Raw genomic sequence first — 19873 nt, 5'->3', positions numbered from 1 at the left:
AGGTTATCTCAACGCCCGAAACGACGATGGAAGAACAATGAAAAGCAGACGACTGTTAAAGCTGGTCCTGTTCAGCGGGATAATAAGCCTGAGCGGTTGCTCCAGCGTAATGTCACATACCGGTGGCAAAGAGGGAACCTATCCGGGCACGCGATCCAGTGCGCAAACGCTGGGGGACAACAATACCAACTGGGGTGTGAAATCGCTGGTGGCGCTGGACATGCCGTTCACCGCCGTCATGGATACCCTGCTGCTGCCGTGGGATATGTTCCGCACCGACAGCTCAATCAAATCTCGGGTCGAAAAGAGCGAGAAGGCCACGCTGGCGACCAACTCGGTGATCCCGCCAGCGCCGATGCCTGCCCAGTAAGTTATCGCCCGGTCTGCGTGACCCACAGCTGGCGATAACCGTCCACCTCCTCCATCCAGGCAATCTGTTTACCGTCTGGCGAAAAGACGATCGCGTCCGCCGAGGGCGCATGAGCATGCGCCTCGGTTAAAAAGGTGATATCGCCTGTGCCGGCATGACAGCAGGCAATCCGCCCCTCCAGTACAAAGCCCAGCCACTCTCCCGACGGATGCCAGTTAAATGCCGACTGGATACCCGACGTGTGATGCGTCAACTGCCGCGGCTCGCCCCCCTGTGGGGAAATCAGCCACAGCTGCACCACACCGGCGTCGTCGCGCATCAGGAAGGCGATGCTCGTAGCCTGTGGATTGGCGCGCACCCAGTGACGTGGAATATTCACCAGCCCCGGATAACGGCGATGGTGGGTGAAGGTCAAACGACGCTGACTGACGCCCGCCGGCGGCGCGGGCATCGTGGTTGCGGTACCGGCCAGCGGCTCCCCGCCGGGCTGCTTCCAGCTGGCTTCATCCTGCGGCAGATCGACAATAAACAGCTCCGGGACTTTGTCGCCGTTTTCCGCCAGCGTATCGCCAATAAACGCCAGCGCATGGTTCCCCACCCAGCCCTCTTCATAGGCGCGATTAATCTCATCGCTGCCCGGCGCGGGAGTCGGCGTCGTGCGGCTCACCAGCACGCACCAGTGGCTGCCGCCGTATTCGCGCGGATGGTGGCCCGGCGGCGTCACGGGTCCATACGGCGCGGCCACGCCGACGTTGCGCAGATCCAGCGCCGGGTCGCGCTCGTGCAGCACATGATCGTTGTAGGTAAAACTGACCAGCTGGCCGTTGGGGCTATAGACATGGACGTGGCTGCCGCCGCGCAGCGCCCCGGGGGTGTAAGGGGCAGTGATGTCCATGGCGTCCAGATTCTCGACGGTATCCTGAAAGGCCACCACCCCGCGGCGGTGATGAAAATCATACTGCCATTGCGCATCCGGCCGCTCGGGGCCGTGAATGAACACGTAGCGCTCCTGGGTTGGATGCACGGTCACCACGCCCACGTGCGCGCCTTGCGTGGCACGATAAATGGTCTCCACCGCGCCGCTGTTTACGTTCACTCGCTCAATGGTCTCGCCGGTGAACGACGCACCGGACGGGCGGACGTCGAACACCAGCCACTGGCTGTCGGGGGTCCAGGTATTAACATTGGTAAGCTGATGATGACGGGGAGCAAAAGTGACTTGTTTCATAACGATACCCTGATGCGAGACTTACGCATCAGGGTAGCGTATCGCAAAAATTTAGCCTACACGTTTCACATCGCCGACCAGCAGGATATAAGACAGCGCGCCTATCAGCGCCACCACGGAGATATAGACCAACGCCGGGCCAAAGCCGTAATCCTGCGCCAGATAGCCAATCACGAGCGGTACGGTGATGCCCCCCAGGCCGCCAACAAAGTTAAACACGCCTCCGGTTAGACCGATCAGGCGCATCGGCGCCAGGGATGAGACCAGCGACCAGGTAATGGAGGCAAAACCGTTACCGAAGAATGCCAGCGCCATCAGCGCCATAATCCATACCGGGTCGTTGGTGTAGTTCGCCCCCATGATGCAGGTGGAGATCAGCAGTCCGCAGATGATCGGCGTTTTACGCGCCACGCCCAGCGAATAGCCTTTTTTCACCAGTTTATCCGCCAGCCAACCAGAGAGCAGGACGCCAAAAAACGCAGCGAGGAAGGGCACCGTGGTCATAAAACCGGCCTTCAGCGCGGTAATGCCTTTTTCCTGGGTTAAGTAGTTCGGGAACCAGGTCAGGAAGAACCACAGCGTCGAGGTTACCGCAAACTGCCCAAGGTAAACACCGACCAGCTTGCGATGAAAGACCAGCTTCCAGTCCGCTTTCGATAACGGTTGACGCGCCTCTTTCTTCACCGGCGCATCGCCATCCACCAGGCCGCCGCCGTCGCGAATATAGTCGAGTTCGGCTTTGCTGATGCTTTTGGTCAGCCGCGGCGGTTGATAAACCTTGAACCAGATCAGCGACCAGATAATGCCGATACCGCCGGTAACAATAAACACCCAGTGCCAGCTCAATAGCTCCTGGATCCAAATCAGCAGCGGCGTTAAGAAAGCCAGGCCAACAAATTGCCCCGAGGTATAAAACCCGACGGCGGAGGCGCGTTCATGCTCCGGGAACCAGCTGGTCACCATGCGGTTATTGGTTGGAAAGGCTGGTGCTTCGAAGATCCCGGTGATAGCGCGCAGGCCTATGAGCGACATTAAGCCGGTGGCGAAGCCTTGTAGCAACGTGGCTACAGACCAGCCAAAGATGGCGATAAAGTAGGTAAGCCGGGACCCCACGCGGTCAAGGAACCAACCGCCCGGGATCTGGCAGAGGGTATACAGCCAGGCAAAGGCGGAAAATACGTAGCCCATTTCCGCTTTGCTAATACCAAACTCCTCCTGAATATGCGCCGAGGCGACGGCGAGGTTGGCGCGGTCAACATAACAAATAACCACGGTAATAAAGATCATGATGAGCGTCAGATAACGGCGACGCCCGGTTTTTACAGCGGTAACTGAAATATCCATCGCAATCTGTCTCCAGATTTTGGGCATAGCGAAGCCGCTCACCATGCCCGGTAATTTACAGAGGGTGTTTTTGTTTTGTATTAATAACTATGTTGCGATGCGCTAAATAATTTGTGCTGGGGAAAGGCGGCAAATTTTCGCATCCCTGGGAGCATACAATCGTATGTGACCAAGGTAAGAAAATGCAGCCAACGCATCACCAGCGCGAAGTATGACGCGCATTTACCATTCGGCGACAGAGCCATCCTCATACCGCCACAACGGGTTTCGCCAGTCCGGCGCGTTTTTACTTAACTCAATCACGCGGGCCTCATCAATTTCCACGCCCAGCCCCGGCTTCGTCAATGGTTTAAAGAAGCCGCCTTCCATATTGAAATCTTCTTTGTTTTTCACAAAATCAAGCAGTTCGGCGCCTTTGTTGTAGTGGATCCCCATGCTCTGCTCCTGGAAGACCGCGTTATGCGAAACGAAATCAACGTGCAGACAGGCTGCCAGTGCGATCGGCCCCAGCGGACAGTGCGGCGCCAGTCCAACGTCATAGGCTTCCGCCATGCCGGCAATTTTATAGCATTCGGTAATACCGCCTGCGTGCGACAGATCGGGTTGTAAAATAGCCACCCCGCCCGCTTCAAGGACCCGTTTAAATTCAAAACGCGAAAACATACGTTCGCCGGCGGCAATAGGGATATGGGTTTGCGCCGCCAGCCGCGGATAATATTCCGCCTGCTCGGCTAATACCGGCTCCTCAATAAATAATGGGCGATACGGTTCCAGCTCTTTAATTAATACTTTGGCCATCGGCGCGCTTACCCGACCATGAAAATCGAGGCCAAACTCAATTTCATTGCCAAACGCTTCGCGGATTTGCGCCACGGTATTCACCGCGGCATCAACCGCGCGGGAATTATCAATGATGCCCATCTCTTCGCAGCCGTTTAATTTAAAGGTATCGAAACCAATGCCGCGCAGCTTCTTAATCCCGTCAATCACTTCGGCGGGGCGGTCGCCGCCCACCCAACTGTAGGCTTTAATTTTGTCGCGCACCAGCCCGCCCATCAGTTGCCAGACCGGGGCATTCAGGACCTTACCTTTAATATCCCATAACGCCTGGTCAATACCGGCGATGGCGCTCATCATAATCGGACCGCCGCGATAAAAGCCGCCGCGGTACATCACCTGCCACAGGTCATTAATCCGCGCCGGATCCTGACCAATCAGATAATCGCCAAATTCATGAACGGCGGCTTCCACCGTTCTGGCGCGCCCTTCAATCACCGGTTCTCCCCAGCCGACGATGCCTTCATCGGTTTCAATCTTCAGGAACATCCAACGCGGAGGTAAACGGTACGTGGTGATATTGGTTATTTTCATTTCACTGCCTCTCGATACGCTTTTACGAATGCGGCTGCCTGCTGCGCGGTACGTTCAACCGACTGGCCGGCACGATAGAGATCGCTCCCCAGCCCAGCCCCCACACAGCCGGCTTTAATCCACTGCGCCAGGTTTTCCGGCGTCACGCCGCCGACGGCAAAGACCGGAACCTCGGGCGGCAGCACGGCTTTCAACGCTTTGATGTAATCCGGGCCAAAAGCCGATGACGGGAAAATTTTCAGCGCCTGCGCGCCGGCATCGAGCGCGCTGAAAGCTTCGCTGGCGGTGGCGCAGCCTGGACATACGGTCATGCCGTAACCCACCGCTCGCCGGATCACTTCCGGTTGAATGTTTGGCGTCACAATCAGCCGACAGCCCATGGCCGCCAGCCGATCGACCTGCTCCGGTTGCAGCACGGTGCCCGCGCCGATAAGCGCCTGCTCGCCGTAAGCGTCGACGACCTGCGGAATACTTTTCTCCCACTGCGGCGAGTTCAGCGGGATTTCGACCGCGTCGAAACCGGCGTCGATAACGGCGCCAACGTGAGCCAGCGCCTCGTCTGGCGTAATACCGCGCAGAATAGCGATAAGCGGAAGGTTAGTTTGCCACTGCATAAGCGATGCTCCTTATTCCTGTCTGAAATGCCGTATCGCCCGCAACCGCAGTGACTTCGCGGCCAATGGCGCGGAATGCCTGCTGATAGCGGGACGTTAACGATGACCCGGCGACGAGGGTAATCGCCTGCTCTCCGGCGAACGTGGCGCTGAGGGTGGCCACTTCAGCGCCAATCAGCAGGCCGGAAAGAAATTCGCTAACCTGCTCGCGAGGCAACGCGCCCAGCACGTGCGAAGCGCGCACTTCAAACAGCTGCGGCAGGACGGCGGGGTTGTTGATACCGCGCTGCAGACCGGCCGCGAATGCGTCGGCGGACGTTTCCTGCGGCGGCAAGCCGGCGCCCACCAGCGAGTGCTGAAGCAACAGATGATGCAACTCACCGGTCAAAACGGTACGAAAATCGTGAATTTGCAGGCGATCGGCCAGTACCCATTTGCAGTGGGTTCCTGGCATCACATAGACAGACGAAGGGGCTAAGGCGCGTGCGCCCAGCAGTTGCGTTTCTTCCCCGCGCATGACGTTATGGTTATCGTCACGGGAAACGCAAAGGCCGGGAATTATCCAGATATTGTCGCCAACGGCAGTTAACTGCTGGCCAATATCCGAGAAAGTGGCAGGAAGCGGCAAATAAGGGGCAATTTTCCAGCCCACGTTGCTACCGACCATACCTGCCATCACCACCGGTGTGGCGCCATCGCGCCAGTATTGTGTGATTTCCGCTAACACCGCAGCGGGAGATCGACCATTCAGGCGCGTTACGCCTGCTTCAGATTGCCTGCTTTCCAGGCATTCTTCGCCCTGGTACAGCCAGGCGCGTAAATTCGTCGATCCCCAATCTATTGCGATGTAGCGAGCCGTCATGTGATTTCCTTGAGCCTTCGTGTCGAGCTGGCGATCATCGTCAACGCCGCCTGCTCTGCCGCGTCGCTATCCTGATGCCGAATGGCGTCAAATAGCGCTTTATGTTCCTGGAGTGTTTTCGGCATGTTGCCTTCATCGCCCATCCAGGTCCGTTCAAATACCGCCCGCTGCAGCGAACTGATCGCCACGCTAAGCTGCTGCAAAACCGGATTATGTACTGACTGCAGCACCGCCTCGTGGTAGCGAATATCCGCTTCGTTAAAGGCATCCCGGTTTTGGTTGTTAGCAATCATGTCATTCAGCGCCGACTCGATTTCCGCCAGATCGCTTGAGGTGGCGCGTTCCGCCGCCCAACGTGCGATGGCGGGTTCAACCAGGTTGCGCACTTCACTCATGGCGCTGATAAGACGCGGGTCATAGTCATTTTCCAGTACCCACTGCAGCACCTCGGTATCGAGGTAGTTCCACTGGTTTCTGGAGGCGACAAACGCGCCGCGATAGCGCTTCATTTCAATCAGCCGCTTCGCCATCAGGGAACGAAACACTTCGCGGATGATGTTGCGCGAGGTTTCAAACTCCTCACAGAGTTCCGCTTCGGCCGGAAGCGCCGAACCGGGAACGTATTTACCGCTGACGATTTGTCTGCCCAGCGAGATCACAATGCGATCGGTCTTATTGAGAGTCATGGAGAGTCCTTGTGCTCTATGTGTACTGCTCTACTTTACCGTCGCTGCTGAATTTCGCCTCATGTTTGTACTACTAACGTGATGCTGTACGTTATCAACATGAGCGTACTGTAGTACAATATTATTGTGTTGTACTACAATTTGGATCACAAAAAGAACAATCCATGAAAATTAAAACGCAGCGGCCCTGGCAAGAGGCGATAAGAGAGAAAAAGAAGGGGAGAACGCGTTAAAACGCTTCGCCGACCTGGAAGTAAAAGCCGCTGCTGCCTTTGCCGATACCGTAGTCGAGGCGAACGTTAACGCGAGGTTTGAATTCAAAGCGGTAGCCGACGCCCGCCGAAGGCAGCCAGCGTCCGTCATTCAGGGAATCCATGGATGGCCCCATGGTTCCCGCCCCGGCCCAGGCCACAATCCCGTGTCGCCAGGTGAGCTGCCGGCGGTATTCCAGTTGGCTGCTAACGACGTTTTTGTCGCGATAACGCCCCTGATAGTAGCCGCGCATCCGCTCATCGCTGCCCAGCAGGGGCATCATGCTCCACGGCACATCGCCCTGGGTGAAAGCGCCATCGGCCTCCCAGGCGAGGACGCTCTTCTCGCTGAGGGCATGATAATGGCTATAGTGCAGCTGAAATTCGTCAAAGCGGGTATCGCTGCCTAAGCCGGACGCATAGTGGGTGTAACGGAAGTTGGCATACTGACCCCGGCGCGGATTGGGGACGAAGTCGCGATCGTCCCAGTTGAGCGCGACGCTGGCGCCCGAGCTGAATACCGACGGCCCCTGCGGGGTATTTTCAATTTTCGGCAAATCGTTATGGTTCATCTCATCGGCATTCTGTGCCGCCAGCGACCATCCGGCGCCGAGATAAACATTGTCGATAAGCTGCCGGTAGACCGTCGGGCGCAGGGTCAGCACCTGGGCGGTATATTTCTCTTTTTCGTTGTCTTTATCGCCGGCATGAAAGCCTTGTCCCCAGAAATACGTCGGGGTGTTGGCCATCGATCCATCAACAAAAATTCGCCATCGGTCGTGGTCAAAAAAAGCGTAGTTTTTCACGCTAAGGCCGAAGGCGCCGGTGGAGCTGGCGTAGCCGCTGAGCGTCAGCGTGGAATTCTGGCTGGTGGTATCCTGCGGATCGGGACGGTAGAGACCGACGACGGCAGTGCCGATGCCCAGCCCCAACTCCGGCGTATAGAACGGACCGGGCATCACGCCCCAGTCAATGCCTTTGCTGGCGTCGAATTCATCGCTGGCGCCGAGATGCTGCAGCCAGCCGTCGATTTGCTCGCGGCTGATGGCCTGCGCCTGGACCGGTGCGCATAGCGCCCATGTCAGAAGCAACAGAACAGGGTTAAGCGGTCGGCTCAAAAGCGATACTCGCCGGAGATAAAGAAGCTGTTACGCTCGGCAAAACCAAACTCCGTGGTGATATTAAAATTCTGCGTCAGCTCATACTGCGCTCCCACCAGCACGTTCCACGGCGACTGCAGATGCTGTTTCACATCAAAGCGGCCATGATTGTCCTGGTTGGCCAGGTTGACCATGTTTTGCAGCATCGGCGACGGCATCGAGAGATCGTTAAGGCTACCCTTAAACTCTTGCTGCACGTCCTGATACATGCTGCCGACCCATAGATTCAACTTTCCGGCCGGGAGATGTAGCGCATCGACCGATGGCGTATTGAAACGATAGCCTACGCGAGGCGAAAAGGTAAACGCATCGATGCTGCCGTCGAGGATATCAAAGCGCGTCTGGGTGTAGTTAGCGTCCAGTACGGTAAACCAGTTGCCGATGCCGCCCACCAGCGTGGTGCCCATCCCATAGGTGGTGCCTTTAAAATCGAGGCGAAAGTCGAGGTCCTGCATCCCCGGCATCGGCACCACTTTGCCGTTCGGCCCCTTCAGCCCGACGGCAATCTGCGAAATGGAGTGCCCCTCGGTGTGTCCGACGAGACCATAAACATTCATAAACGGCAGCAGCCAGGCATCCAGCTTGAGCGTCTCAGTTTTGCTGCTTTCCCGCGTATTACCGACGCCAATCTGGAAGGCGTTGTCCAGCGAGACCGGCCCATTTCCGAAAATGTGCTTCACGGCGCGTTTACAAACAGGATCCTTACCGCAATCGATATTGCGGCCGTCCAGCGACAGGCCGGTGAAGCTAATGCTGTCGACATTAATATTCTGCCGCATATCCATATAGTTAATGCTGACGCCAAACGGCAGCGGCAGGACGTAGCCACGCTTTCTGGCCTCGTCGCCTAGCAAAGGGAGTAGCGAGGACGATGCTGTCACCGCAGGCTGGCGACTTTCTGGCGCCGGCAGATCCGCGGGCTCGGCGCCGTGATAGGCATACGCTGGTTCGAGCGGCGTCGTTGGTTCCGCGGCCGCGCAAATCTGAACAGAGGCGAATGGCAGCGTAACCAACATCAAATAATGGCGTTTATTCATGAAAAATCTGATGTTAGTTCTGAATTGCAAAAAAAGAGGGCGGGTAGCTTATAGAATCCCCTGTGCGGAATAAGGGATTTAAATGCGGATTAACATCTGTTCATGAAAAAAGAGAAGACAGGCCCGACGAACGCCGGACCTGAAGGAAGCTTACGCTAAAACGTATTTTTCAATAGCGAAGGCGACGCCATCATCGAGGTTCGATTTGGTAATGAAGTTCGCCGCTTCTTTGACCGCCGGAATGGCGTTATCCATCGCCACGCCGACGCCGGCAAATTCAATCATCGCGATATCATTTTCCTGATCGCCTATCGCCATAATCTCTTCCGGTTTGATACCCAGCGCATCGGCCAGCGACTTCACGCCGGTGCCTTTATTGACGCGTTTATCCAGTATTTCGAGGAAGTAAGGCGCGCTTTTCAGCACGGTGTACTTTTCTTTCACTTCCGCCGGGATACGGGCGATGGCCTTGTCGAGGATCGCTGGCTCATCGATCATCATTACCTTCAGCAGCTGGATCTCAGGGTCCATCTTTTCCGCTTCGCAGAACACCAGCGGGATGGTCGCCACATAGGATTCATGCACGGTGTAGTAGCTGATATCGCGATTCGCGGTATACAGCGTATTGCGATCGAGCGCGTGGAAGTGGGAGCCGACTTCGCGGGAGAGCTGTTCGAGGAAGCGATAGTCGTCATAGCTCAGCGCGGTTTGTGCGACGGTGCTGCCGTCCCCGGCTTTCTGCACCAGCGCGCCATTGTAGGTGATGCAGTAATCACCCGGCTGCTCCATATGCAGCTCTTTCAGATAGCTGTGGACACCCGCGTAAGGGCGGCCGGTGGTCAGCACCACGTTGACGCCGCGCTCACGCGCCGCGGCAATGGCGGCTTTCACCGCAGGAGAGATGGTATGGTCTGGCAGCAGCAGTGTGCCGTCCATATCAATTGCAATCAGTTTAATAGCCATGAAATCCCCGGGTAAGATGAGTCCTTACTCATGCTAACGCGATTCCGCTCAAAAAACAGCAGTAGAAAGCGGGGAAAAGGGGCCAAAGAACGAAGAATAAATCCTCTTTTCCCCTGTAAAGCATGTTACGTACGACTGATTATCTTCTCCTTATACTTTGATGTATTAGATAATCTCATTAATCAAACAGAAAATACCGTTTTTCTAATTGAAAGAGTGTTGCTACCCTGGATATAAATCAATCAAATGTACAAATAAACGAAAATTTTATGCTTTTAAAATAATATATCCGATTAAAGGAGATCGCAAAATGTCGATGGCCCTTACTGCCCCCCCGACCAGGAAAAGATTTTTAATCGTTGCCTGTTTATTTATTGGAATATTCATTGCCTATCTCGACCGCGTTAACGTTTCTGTATTAGCGGCGAACGAACCTTTCTTAGCCTATATGGGTATTGAAGGCATGCCTTTGCAAATTGGCATGATGATGACAGTTTTTCTGGCCGCTTATGGTATCGCTAATGTTGTATTATCACCACTTGGCGACTACCTTGGTCCGAGAAAAGCGATGATGCTGTGTATCCTAATCTGGACCATCGCCTTAATTATTGGCGGGGTTGCGATATCGTTTGCATTAATTATTATTTGCCGCATATTACTGGGTATCGGAGAAGGTTTTTATTATCCGCTGCAAAGCGTATTTATTAAAAACTGGTTTCCGAAGCAGGAGCGTGGCCGGGCAAACGCAGCGTGGATCGTCGGCCAGTCAGTCGCTCCCGCCATTGCAATGCCTTTCTTCACCTGGTGGATAGGCACCCACAGCTGGCGTTCCAACTTCTTTTTATGCGCCGCGCTCGGGTTAATCCCACTCTGGCTGCTATGGCGATATGTTACTGATAAACCAGAACAACATAAAAGTATCAGCGAACAGGAACTGGCTTATATCAAAGCCGGACAGGAAACGGAAAGCGAAGGCAATAGCGAAAGTTTTATGCTGCGGGTAAAGCCCGTTATTACCAATTACTGCTACTGGATGCTGGTACTGTGGTACCTATGTCTGCAATGCCTGTACTGGGGCATGATCACCTGGCTACCGACTTACCTGAAATCAGCCAGAGGTTTCAGTTGGGCGGAAATGGGCTGGCTGGCGTCGCTTCCCTTTGTCCTGTCGATATTTTCAAAAGCCGCCGCGGGGATCTTCGTCGATAAAATAGGACGTAGCGCACCAATATTAATGGTATTAATGTTCTTTGCCGGGGTTAGCATTTACTTTGGTACAGTAACCGAACATAAATATATGTCTGCGGTACTCCTTTCCTTTGCCGTGGCTTTTTGCACGATGGGTACCCCCGTTGCCTGGACGTTATTACAGGGAATGATACCAGGAAAATCTATTTCCGCCGCCAGCGGCGTAATGAACGGTGTCGCCAATGGCTTGTCATCATTATCCCCCGTATTTATTGGTTTATTTATTGCGATTACAGGAACCTATGCCGGTGGATTATTATGCCTGGTCTTCATCAGCGCTATCGCCGTATTGTCTGCTTTGATCTTAACGATTAAAAAATATTAATCACGAGGAGAGGGTAATGAAAATAACCAGCGTTGATATTATTGATGTTGCTAACGACTTTGCTTCCGCGACCAGTAAATGGCGCCCGGTGGTGGTAAAAATTAATACCGATGAGGGTATTTCCGGTTTTGGCGAAGTAGGGTTGGCCTACGGCGTCGGCGCCTCCGCAGGCATCGGCATGGCAAAAGATTTAGCCGCCATTATCATCGGCATGGACCCGATGAATAACGAAGCTATCTGGGAAAAGATGCTCAAAAAAACCTTCTGGGGGCAGGGCGGCGGCGGCATATTTTCCGCTGCGATGAGCGGTATTGATATCGCGCTGTGGGATATCAAAGGTAAAGCGTGGGGCGTACCGCTGTATAAGATGCTCGGCGGTAAAAGCCGCGACAAAATAAGAACTTACGCCAGCCAGTTACAGTTTGGCTGGGGGGACGGCAGCGATAAAGATATGCTGACCGAGCCGGAACAGTATGCGCAGGCCGCGCTGACCGCCGTCAGCGAAGGTTATGACGCGATAAAAGTGGATACCGTCGCAATGGATCGCTACGGTAACTGGAACCAGCAAAACCTCAACGGACCGCTCACCGACAAAATCCTGCGCCTGGGCTACAACCGTATGGCCGCCATTCGTGATGCGGTCGGACCGGACGTTGATATCATCGCCGAAATGCACGCCTTTACGGATACTACATCAGCAATTCAGTTTGGTCGCATGATAGAAGAACTGGGTATTTTCTACTACGAAGAACCCGTCATGCCGTTAAACCCCGGACAAATGAAACAAGTAGCTGATAAAGTTAATATCCCACTGGCGGCTGGCGAACGCATTTACTGGCGCTGGGGATACCGTCCTTTCCTGGAAAACGGTAGCCTGAGCGTGATCCAGCCCGATATCTGCACCTGCGGCGGCATTACCGAAGTGAAGAAAATCTGCGATATGGCGCATGTTTATGACAAAACGGTGCAAATCCACGTTTGCGGCGGACCAATTTCCACGGCGGTGGCCCTGCATATGGAAACCGCAATCCCTAACTTCATCATCCACGAACTGCACCGGTATGCGCTACTGGAGCCAAATACGCAAACCTGTAAGTACAACTATCTACCGAAAAACGGCATATACGAAGTCCCGGAGCTTCCCGGTATCGGCCAGGAGCTGACCGAAGAAACCATGAAAAAATCACCGACCATCACCGTAAAATAAGCCAACTGTCTGCCTGCGCCGCAGGCAGACCCCCTGTATTTGCGAGTCGTATCAACGCGACCTTATCCAGCCTGAGATAAAATCCTCTCAGTAAAGGGGTAACACAGGTGGCAAATGAATTTAACTATCAGGCAATTTCGCGCGTTTCTGGCCGTCGCAGATTTGCGCAGTTTTACCGCCGCCAGCAAATATCTGTGCATCACGCAGGGTGCCGTTAGCGGTCTAATAAACGAAATGGAAAGCCAGATGGAGGTCTCCCTCTTCGACCGAACTTCACGCGTGGTGAAACTATCGCCTGATGGAGAAAAGTTTTTACCCTCCGCAATGCGGGTTGTTGAAGAGTTTCAACGAGCCGAAAACTATGCTCGCGACCTGAAAGAGATAAAAAAATCCCTGGTTCGGGTCGTCGGCGCGCCATTAATCGCCTGTGCCTTTTTGCCGCAAATTATCCATGCATTTAAGCGGCAGCACCCGCATACCCATGTACAGTTAATCGATAAGCCTATGTCTCAACTGCAAAAAAGCATTATGCTGGGGGAAGCGGATTTCGGTATCGGCCCGGAGCGGCCGCTGGAACCAGAAATCGACAAACAAACCCTGTTTACAACGGAAATCGCCCTGTACTGCCATCCGGACTATCGTCTGCATAAAAAAGAGGTGAGTTGGGAAGAGATTCAGAGCGAAGAGCTGATTGCCGTAGGCAACGAATCTGTCCCTATGATCTCCGCAACCGCTGGTGTACGCATTAAACCTAAAATGACGGTGGAACATATGGCGACCGCCATGTCTCTGGCGGCGCAATGTGAAGGGGTGGTAATCGCCGGAACCTTCTCCCGCCATTACGCCAAAAGTTATAAGCTAGCGACCTGCTCACTCACGCCGCCGCTGCAACGCAATATGAACGTGTATTACCATGCGTGGCGTGCGCAAACGCCCGCCACTAAGCGCTTTAAAGAGTTTCTATTCAGCTATATAGATGAGCATCATGATGCCCCGGCCAACCAGCGGTAGACCGGGGATTAAGGCAGGTTAAATATCGATATTCGCCGCTTTCAGGGCGTTCTCTTCGATAAACGCGCGACGCGGTTCAACGGCATCACCCATCAGGGTAGTGAACAGCTGGTCGGCGGCAATCGCGTCCTTGACGGTCACGCGCAGCATACGGCGGCTGTCCGGATCCATGGTGGTCTCCCACAGCTGATCCGGGTTCATCTCGCCCAGACCTTTATAGCGCTGGATAGAGAGGCCGCGACGGGACTCTTTCACCAGCCAGTCCAGAGCCTGCTCAAAGCTGGCTACCGGCTGACGGCGTTCGCCGCGCTCGATGTAAGCATCTTCTTCCATCAGGCCGCGCAGTTTCTCGCCCAGGGTACAGATACGGCGATATTCCGGCCCCATAATGAACTCATTATCCAGCGGATAGTCGGTATCCACGCCGTGGGTACGAACGCGAATAACCGGTTCAAAATGCTGCAGCTCTTTGTTCTCATGAAGATCAAATTTCCACTGGCTGCCGTGCTGCTCTTTCTCATTCAGCTCGGAGACCAGAGTGTTCACCCAGCGGGTCACCTTCTGTTCGTCCGCCAGATCGGCCTCGGTCAGGGTCGGCTGATAGATAAGCTCTTTCAGCAGCGCTTTCGGGAAGCGGCGCTCCATGCGGCCAATCATTTTCTGAGTGGCGTTAAACTCAGCAACCAGTTTTTCCAGCGGTTCGCCCGCCAGCGCTGGCGCATTGGCGTTGGTATGTAGGGTGGCGCCGTCGAGGGCGATGGCAATCTGATACTGATCCATCGCTTCGTCGTCTTTAATATACTGTTCCTGCTTGCCTTTCTTCACTTTGTACAGCGGCGGCTGAGCAATATAGACATGGCCGCGCTCGACGATCTCCGGCATCTGACGATAGAAGAAGGTCAACAGCAGGGTACGAATGTGCGAGCCGTCGACGTCCGCATCGGTCATGATGATGATGCTGTGATAGCGCAGTTTGTCCGGGTTGTACTCATCGCGGCCGATGCCGCAGCCCAGAGCGGTGATCAGCGTGGCCACTTCCTGGGAAGAGAGCATCTTGTCGAAGCGGGCTTTCTCAACGTTGAGAATTTTGCCCTTCAGCGGTAGGATCGCCTGATTCTTGCGGTTACGCCCCTGCTTCGCAGAGCCGCCCGCGGAGTCCCCTTCCACCAGGTACAGTTCGGAGAGCGCCGGGTCGCGTTCCTGGCAGTCCGCCAGTTTGCCCGGCAGGCCAGCCAGATCCAGCGCGCCTTTACGGCGGGTCATCTCACGGGCACGACGCGCGGCTTCGCGCGCGCGCGCGGCGTCAATAATTTTGCCGACCACGATTTTCGCATCGGACGGATTTTCCAGCAGGTATTCGCTCAGCAGTTCGTTCATCTGCTGCTCAACCGCCGATTTCACCTCGGAGGAGACCAGCTTGTCTTTGGTCTGCGAGGAGAACTTCGGATCCGGCACTTTCACCGATACCACGGCAATCAGGCCTTCACGGGCGTCGTCGCCGGTGGCGCTGACTTTCGCTTTTTTGCTGTAGCCCTCTTTGTCCATGTAGGCGTTGAGGGTACGGGTCATCGCCGCGCGGAAGCCGGCAAGGTGAGTCCCCCCGTCACGCTGCGGAATGTTGTTGGTAAAGCAGTAAATGTTTTCCTGGAAGCCGTCGTTCCACTGCAGGGCCACTTCCACGCCGATACCGTCTTTTTCAGTAGAGAAATAGAAGATATTCGGGTGGATCGGCGTTTTGTTCTTGTTGAGATACTCAACGAACGCCTTGATGCCGCCTTCGTAGTGGAAATGATCTTCTTTGCCGTCGCGCTTATCGCGCAGGCGGATAGAGACTCCGGAGTTCAGGAACGACAGTTCGCGCAGGCGTTTCGCCAGGATATCGTATTCAAACTCGGTGACGTTGGTGAAGGTTTCCAGGCTCGGCCAGAAACGCACCATGGTGCCGGTTTTGTCGGTCTCGCCGGTCACGGCCAGCGGCGCCTGCGGCACACCGTGCTCATACATCTGCTTGTGCACTTTGTTATCGCGCTGGATAACCAGCTCCAGCTTCTGCGACAGGGCGTTAACCACCGAGACGCCTACGCCGTGCAGACCGCCGGAGACTTTATAGGAGTTATCATCGAATTTACCGCCAGCGTGCAGGACGGTCATGATAACTTCCGCTGCGGAGACGCCCTCTTCCGGGTGAATGCCGGTCGGGATGCCGCGGCCGTCATCCTGGACGGAGACGGAGTTATCGCTGTGGATGGTCACCACGATATCTTTGCAGTAACCCGCGAGCGCTTCGTCGATAGCGTTATCCACAACCTCGAATACCATGTGGTGCAGACCGGTGCCGTCATCCGTGTCGCCGATATACATACCCGGGCGCTTACGCACCGCATCCAGCCCTTTCAGGACTTTGATACTGGAGGAGTCATAAGAATTCGACATCAACGTTTCTCGCTCATTTAATCTTGGGTTAATCCGTTATTTTACCTTTTTCCACGCGGAACATCTTCGAATTTTTGTCCGACATGTCCATAACGTGCTCAGCGCTGATGGCGCTGACGAAAACCTGCGACTGCGTCGCTTTCAGGCGACTGGATAACAGACCGCGGCGGGCATCATCGAGTTCCGAGGCAAAATCATCTATCAGGTACAGGCAGCGCCGCCCGCTGACGCGGGTGAGGAACTCGCCCTGCGCCAGACGCAGGGCGCACATCAGCAGCTTAAGCTGCCCGCGCGATAAGGTATCTTCCACCGGCGCCCCGTCGGCGCGAATACGGAAATCCGCTTTATGCGGGCCGTGGGCGGTATAGGTTAACATTCTGTCACGCTCGAAATTCCGCTCCAGCACTTCAGCGTAGTCGGTCTCTTTTTCCCAGCCGCGCTGGAAGGAGAAAGAGAGCGAGAATTCCGGTAAAAATTGCTGACAGGTATCCGCCATGTCTTCGACGATAGCGGCGCTGTATTCGGCACGCCAGCGGCTGATCTGCTCCGCCAGCGGGATTAATTCCAGATCCCATGGCCGCAGCTGGGCATAACGGCTGACCTGACGCAGCGCGGCGTTGCGCTGCTTGACCAGGCGCTTCAGGTTGCTCCAGGCGGTGAAGAATCCGGCTTCGTTATGAAAGCATCCCCAGTCAAGGAATGCTCTTCTGTATTTGGGGCCGCCGTTGAGTAAAGTAAACCCCTCCGGCGTAATCAGCTGCATCGGCATCAGGTGCGCCAGCTCCGCCACTTTGTGGCCGTCGGTGCCGTCGATACGCACCTTGCTGTCGCCCTGTTTGTCTTTGGTCAGGCCGATGGCGGTTTCCCGCTCTTCGCCCTGCAGACGGCCATGCAGAACAAAGGCCTCCTGCTCGTGGCGGATCACCCGGCCAATTTGCAAACTGCGAAACGCCCGGCCATGGCCGAGCGTGTAGATGGCTTCCAGCACGCTGGTTTTGCCGCTGCCGTTCGCGCCAACCAGGAAGTTAAAGCCGGGAGATAAAGCGAGATCCGCATGTTCAATATTGCGGAAGTCTTTGATTAGCAGTCGGGATAGCGACATATCAGCTCATCATCATTCAAGGGGCGTGGGTGTCGCAGCCAGTTCGTCTACCGCCAGCGCGCAGAAAGCGGAGCGTACACGAAGTACGTGAGCATTTCGAGCACTGCCGGAAGACGAAATGGCAAGTAAACCAGCCCCTTTACGATTCTACAGCCGCATTGGCATAACGACATAGGCTGCGGATTGAGAAGCCGCATCCTCAATCTGCACGCTCGACACCGAATCCGTCAGCAGAATGCGCACATTCTCGCACTTCAGCGCGTTCAGCACATCCAGCACGTAGCTAACGTTGAAGCCAATCTCCATCTCCGTGCCGGCGTAGGTCACGTCCAGAATCTCTTCCGCTTCTTCCTGCTCCGGGTTATTGGCGGTGATTTTCAGCTGATTTTCGCTAACGTACAGCCGCACGCCGCGGAATTTCTCATTGGAGAGAATCGCCGCGCGGGCAAAGGCCTGCTTCAGAATATCGCAGCCCGCTTCGAGGTGTTTATCCGGATTTTTCGGCAGTACGCGGCGATAATCCGGGAAACGGCCATCAACCAGCTTCGAAGTGAAGATAAAATCGCCGACATGGGCGCGGATATTATTGCTGCCGATCTGCACGCGCAGCGGCGTATCACCGCCGTCGAGCATCCGCATCAGCTCAATCACCCCTTTACGCGGCACGATCACCGAATGGTTCGGCAGCGACGCTTCCAGCGGCATCGAACAGACCGCCAGCCGGTGGCCGTCGGTTGCGACGGTGCGCAGTTCGCTGCCTTCGGTTTCGAACAGCATACCGTTTAAGTAGTAACGAACATCCTGGTGCGCCATCGAGAACTGGGTCGCTTCGATCAGACGCTTCATGGTCGCCTGCGGCAGGGTAAATTCCACCTCGCTCTGCCAGTCGTCAAGATTCGGGAAATCGGCAGCGGGCAGGGTCGACAGCGAGAAGCGGCTGCGGCCGGAACGCACCAGCATGCGATCGCCTTCCAGCTGCACCGCGATCTCCGCGCCTTCCGGCAGGCCGCGGCAGATATCAAAGAATTTACGCGCCGGAACGGTGGTGGCGCCCGCTTCGTGCGGCTGAACCAGCGCCACGCGCGCCACCATCTCCATTTCAAGATCGGTACCGGTCAGCGACAGCGCGCCGTCCGCGACCTGAAGCAGCAGGTTACCGAGAATGGGCAGCGTCGGACGACCACCTAACGGACCGCTCACCTGTTGCAGCGGTTTTAATAAATGTTCACGTTCTACGGTAAATTTCATAGCGTCACGAGGATAATGTTCTGATTAAATTGGAAAAATCTTCTTTAATGTCGTGGCTTTCTTCACGCAGCTGCTCAATCTTGCGGCAGGCGTGCAGCACGGTGGTATGGTCGCGGCCGCCAAACGCATCGCCGATTTCCGGCAGGCTGTGGTTGGTCAGCTCTTTGGCCAGCGCCATCGCCATCTGGCGAGGACGCGCCACCGAACGGGAGCGGCGTTTGGACAGCAGGTCCGCTACCTTAATCTTGTAGTACTCCGCCACCGTCTTTTGAATATTGTCGATGGTGACCAGTTTTTCCTGCAGCGCCAGCAGATCGCGCAGCGCTTCGCGCACGAAATCGATAGTGATCGCCCGGCCGGTGAAGTTGGCGTTGGCGATAACGCGGTTCAGCGCCCCCTCCAGTTCACGCACGTTTGAGCGCAGGCGCTTGGCAATAAAGAACGCCACTTCGCCCGGCAGGCGGATGTCGTTCTCATCGGCTTTTTTCATCAGGATCGCGACGCGGGTTTCCAGCTCCGGCGGCTCGATCGCCACCGTCAGCCCCCAGCCGAAGCGGGATTTCAGACGATCTTCAACGCCGTTGATCTCTTTGGGATAACGATCCGAGGTCAAAATGATCTGCTGATTACCTTCCAGCAAGGCGTTGAAGGTGTGGAAAAACTCTTCCTGGGATCGCTCTTTATTAGCGAAGAACTGAATGTCATCGATCAGCAGGGCGTCAACGGATCGGTAGTAGCGCTTAAACTCTTCGATGGCGTTGTTCTGCAGCGCTTTAACCATGTCCTGAACGAAACGCTCCGAGTGCATATAGACCACTTTGGCGTTCGGTTTACGCGCCACGATACCGTTCCCCACCGCGTGCAGCAGGTGGGTTTTACCCAGACCCGTTCCGCCGTAGAGGAACAGGGGGTTATAGGCGCCGCCCGGGTTATCCGCCACCTGACGCGCCGCCGCGCGGGCCAGCTGGTTAGATTTACCTTCGACGAAGTTATCAAACGTGTGTTTCACGTTAACGTTAGAACGGTAGGTCGGCTCCGCCGGCGCCGGGACATTATCCCAGCCAGGGCGCACGATCGTCGGCGCCACGCGCGCGGTCTGCACCTGCGCCGCCGGGATAGTCGCTGCGGCCGGGCTTACCGCCCCTTTCTGCAGCGAGCTGGCGGGCTTAGCTCCCACCTCAAAACGCAGCTGCGGGGCGTCCGCACCGCAAAAATCATTGAGGAGTCCATTGATATTATTGAGGTATTTGTCCCTTACCCAGTCGAGCACAAAACGATTTGGCGCATACAGTGCCAGCGTGTTATCGCTCAGTTCCGCCTGCAATGGGCGGATCCACATGCTGAATTCTGTGGCTGGTAACTCATCCTGCAATCGGGCAAGACACTGCTGCCAAAGCGAAAGTGACACGGCGG

The 19873-nt window shown here is 55.5% G+C and carries 17 protein-coding genes; 4 read left to right on the top strand and 13 right to left on the bottom strand.

Features of this window, described 5'->3' with window-relative positions; translation table 11 throughout:
- Positions 1-37 precede the first annotated feature (37 nt).
- The gene (locus tag LGM20_RS00085) at positions 38-370 is read left to right on the top strand and encodes a YceK/YidQ family lipoprotein (RefSeq protein WP_023291451.1); all 333 of its coding nucleotides are present in this window, start codon (positions 38-40) and stop codon (positions 368-370) included.
- 1 nt (position 371) lies between these two features.
- Here LGM20_RS00085 and LGM20_RS00080 read toward each other — a convergent pair whose 3' ends face one another.
- The 9 genes from LGM20_RS00080 to yidA all read right to left on the bottom strand — a co-directional run bounded on the left by LGM20_RS00080 (position 372) and on the right by yidA (position 9886).
- A complete protein-coding gene (locus tag LGM20_RS00080; protein ID WP_044525096.1) occupies positions 372-1598 on the bottom strand; it encodes a DUF3748 domain-containing protein in 1227 nt (408 codons plus the stop codon).
- A gap of 51 nt (positions 1599-1649) precedes the next feature.
- Entirely contained in the window at positions 1650-2987 is a 1338-nt protein-coding gene (locus tag LGM20_RS00075) for an MFS transporter (protein ID WP_032447014.1), read from the bottom strand.
- Positions 2988-3164: 177 nt separating this feature from the next.
- The gene (dgoD, locus tag LGM20_RS00070; protein WP_032454428.1) at positions 3165-4313 is read right to left on the bottom strand and encodes a galactonate dehydratase; all 1149 of its coding nucleotides are present in this window, start codon (positions 4311-4313) and stop codon (positions 3165-3167) included.
- A complete protein-coding gene (locus LGM20_RS00065) occupies positions 4310-4927 on the bottom strand; it encodes a 2-dehydro-3-deoxy-6-phosphogalactonate aldolase (protein ID WP_044525097.1) in 618 nt (205 codons plus the stop codon). The genes dgoD and LGM20_RS00065 overlap by 4 nt, the downstream gene beginning before the upstream one ends.
- A complete protein-coding gene (locus LGM20_RS00060; RefSeq protein WP_044525098.1) occupies positions 4911-5789 on the bottom strand; it encodes a 2-dehydro-3-deoxygalactonokinase in 879 nt (292 codons plus the stop codon). Before LGM20_RS00060 ends, LGM20_RS00065 begins: the two co-directional genes overlap by 17 nt.
- On the bottom strand, positions 5786-6475 hold the full coding sequence (gene dgoR, locus LGM20_RS00055) for a D-galactonate utilization transcriptional regulator DgoR (protein WP_032454431.1): 690 nt from the start codon (positions 6473-6475) through the stop codon (positions 5786-5788). Before dgoR ends, LGM20_RS00060 begins: the two co-directional genes overlap by 4 nt.
- 229 nt (positions 6476-6704) lie before the next feature.
- Positions 6705-7820, bottom strand: a complete 1116-nt coding sequence (locus tag LGM20_RS00050; RefSeq protein WP_162823539.1) for a BamA/TamA family outer membrane protein — start codon at positions 7818-7820, stop codon at positions 6705-6707.
- A gap of 20 nt (positions 7821-7840) precedes the next feature.
- On the bottom strand, positions 7841-8923 hold the full coding sequence (locus LGM20_RS00045) for a porin family protein (RefSeq protein WP_072414104.1): 1083 nt from the start codon (positions 8921-8923) through the stop codon (positions 7841-7843).
- Between the two features lie 150 nt (positions 8924-9073).
- Positions 9074-9886: a sugar-phosphatase gene (gene yidA / locus LGM20_RS00040; protein WP_044525100.1), complete on the bottom strand. Its 813-nt coding sequence runs from the start codon at positions 9884-9886 to the stop codon at positions 9074-9076.
- 310 nt (positions 9887-10196) lie between these two features.
- Between yidA and LGM20_RS00035 the strand changes: the two genes are divergently transcribed.
- The 3 genes from LGM20_RS00035 to LGM20_RS00025 all read left to right on the top strand — a co-directional run bounded on the left by LGM20_RS00035 (position 10197) and on the right by LGM20_RS00025 (position 13677).
- On the top strand, positions 10197-11459 hold the full coding sequence (locus LGM20_RS00035) for an MFS transporter (RefSeq protein WP_044525101.1): 1263 nt from the start codon (positions 10197-10199) through the stop codon (positions 11457-11459).
- 16 nt (positions 11460-11475) lie between these two features.
- The gene (locus LGM20_RS00030; RefSeq protein ID WP_023291457.1) at positions 11476-12666 is read left to right on the top strand and encodes a mandelate racemase/muconate lactonizing enzyme family protein; all 1191 of its coding nucleotides are present in this window, start codon (positions 11476-11478) and stop codon (positions 12664-12666) included.
- A gap of 114 nt (positions 12667-12780) precedes the next feature.
- A complete protein-coding gene (locus LGM20_RS00025) occupies positions 12781-13677 on the top strand; it encodes a LysR family transcriptional regulator (protein WP_023291458.1) in 897 nt (298 codons plus the stop codon).
- Positions 13678-13695: 18 nt separating this feature from the next.
- On the opposite strand, the gene gyrB is transcribed toward LGM20_RS00025, so the two are convergent.
- The 4 genes from gyrB to dnaA form a co-directional block, all read right to left on the bottom strand.
- On the bottom strand, positions 13696-16110 hold the full coding sequence (gene gyrB, locus LGM20_RS00020) for a DNA topoisomerase (ATP-hydrolyzing) subunit B (RefSeq protein ID WP_004202281.1): 2415 nt from the start codon (positions 16108-16110) through the stop codon (positions 13696-13698).
- Between the two features lie 28 nt (positions 16111-16138).
- Entirely contained in the window at positions 16139-17212 is a 1074-nt protein-coding gene (gene recF / locus LGM20_RS00015) for a DNA replication/repair protein RecF (RefSeq protein ID WP_032454434.1), read from the bottom strand.
- Between the two features lie 147 nt (positions 17213-17359).
- Positions 17360-18460, bottom strand: a complete 1101-nt coding sequence (dnaN, locus tag LGM20_RS00010) for a DNA polymerase III subunit beta (RefSeq protein ID WP_004145090.1) — start codon at positions 18458-18460, stop codon at positions 17360-17362.
- A gap of 4 nt (positions 18461-18464) precedes the next feature.
- A complete protein-coding gene (dnaA, locus tag LGM20_RS00005) occupies positions 18465-19868 on the bottom strand; it encodes a chromosomal replication initiator protein DnaA (protein WP_017899658.1) in 1404 nt (467 codons plus the stop codon).
- Between the last annotated feature and the right edge of the window lie 5 nt (positions 19869-19873).

Source organism: Klebsiella quasipneumoniae subsp. quasipneumoniae (assembly GCF_020525925.1).
In the GTDB taxonomy this organism is placed as follows: Bacteria; Pseudomonadota; Gammaproteobacteria; order Enterobacterales; family Enterobacteriaceae; genus Klebsiella; species Klebsiella quasipneumoniae.
The sequence above is the reverse complement of the archived record's forward strand: the minus strand, read 5'-3'. Positions and strand labels throughout refer to the sequence as shown.

Excerpts from the sequence above, each read along its gene's own strand:
- LGM20_RS00085 (WP_023291451.1), top strand. The coding sequence starts at position 38 with ATGAAAAGCAGACGACTGTTAAAGCTGGTCCTGTTCAGCGGGATAATA.
- LGM20_RS00080 (WP_044525096.1), bottom strand. The coding sequence starts at position 1,598 with ATGAAACAAGTCACTTTTGCTCCCCGTCATCATCAGCTTACCAATGTT.
- LGM20_RS00075 (WP_032447014.1), bottom strand. The coding sequence starts at position 2,987 with ATGGTGAGCGGCTTCGCTATGCCCAAAATCTGGAGACAGATTGCGATG.
- dgoD (WP_032454428.1), bottom strand. The coding sequence starts at position 4,313 with ATGAAAATAACCAATATCACCACGTACCGTTTACCTCCGCGTTGGATG.
- LGM20_RS00065 (WP_044525097.1), bottom strand. The coding sequence starts at position 4,927 with ATGCAGTGGCAAACTAACCTTCCGCTTATCGCTATTCTGCGCGGTATT.
- LGM20_RS00060 (WP_044525098.1), bottom strand. The coding sequence starts at position 5,789 with ATGACGGCTCGCTACATCGCAATAGATTGGGGATCGACGAATTTACGC.
- dgoR (WP_032454431.1), bottom strand. The coding sequence starts at position 6,475 with ATGACTCTCAATAAGACCGATCGCATTGTGATCTCGCTGGGCAGACAA.
- LGM20_RS00045 (WP_072414104.1), bottom strand. The coding sequence starts at position 8,923 with ATGAATAAACGCCATTATTTGATGTTGGTTACGCTGCCATTCGCCTCT.
- yidA (WP_044525100.1), bottom strand. The coding sequence starts at position 9,886 with ATGGCTATTAAACTGATTGCAATTGATATGGACGGCACACTGCTGCTG.
- LGM20_RS00035 (WP_044525101.1), top strand. The coding sequence starts at position 10,197 with ATGTCGATGGCCCTTACTGCCCCCCCGACCAGGAAAAGATTTTTAATC.
- LGM20_RS00030 (WP_023291457.1), top strand. The coding sequence starts at position 11,476 with ATGAAAATAACCAGCGTTGATATTATTGATGTTGCTAACGACTTTGCT.
- LGM20_RS00025 (WP_023291458.1), top strand. The coding sequence starts at position 12,781 with ATGAATTTAACTATCAGGCAATTTCGCGCGTTTCTGGCCGTCGCAGAT.
- gyrB (WP_004202281.1), bottom strand. The coding sequence starts at position 16,110 with ATGTCGAATTCTTATGACTCCTCCAGTATCAAAGTCCTGAAAGGGCTG.
- recF (WP_032454434.1), bottom strand. The coding sequence starts at position 17,212 with ATGTCGCTATCCCGACTGCTAATCAAAGACTTCCGCAATATTGAACAT.
- dnaN (WP_004145090.1), bottom strand. The coding sequence starts at position 18,460 with ATGAAATTTACCGTAGAACGTGAACATTTATTAAAACCGCTGCAACAG.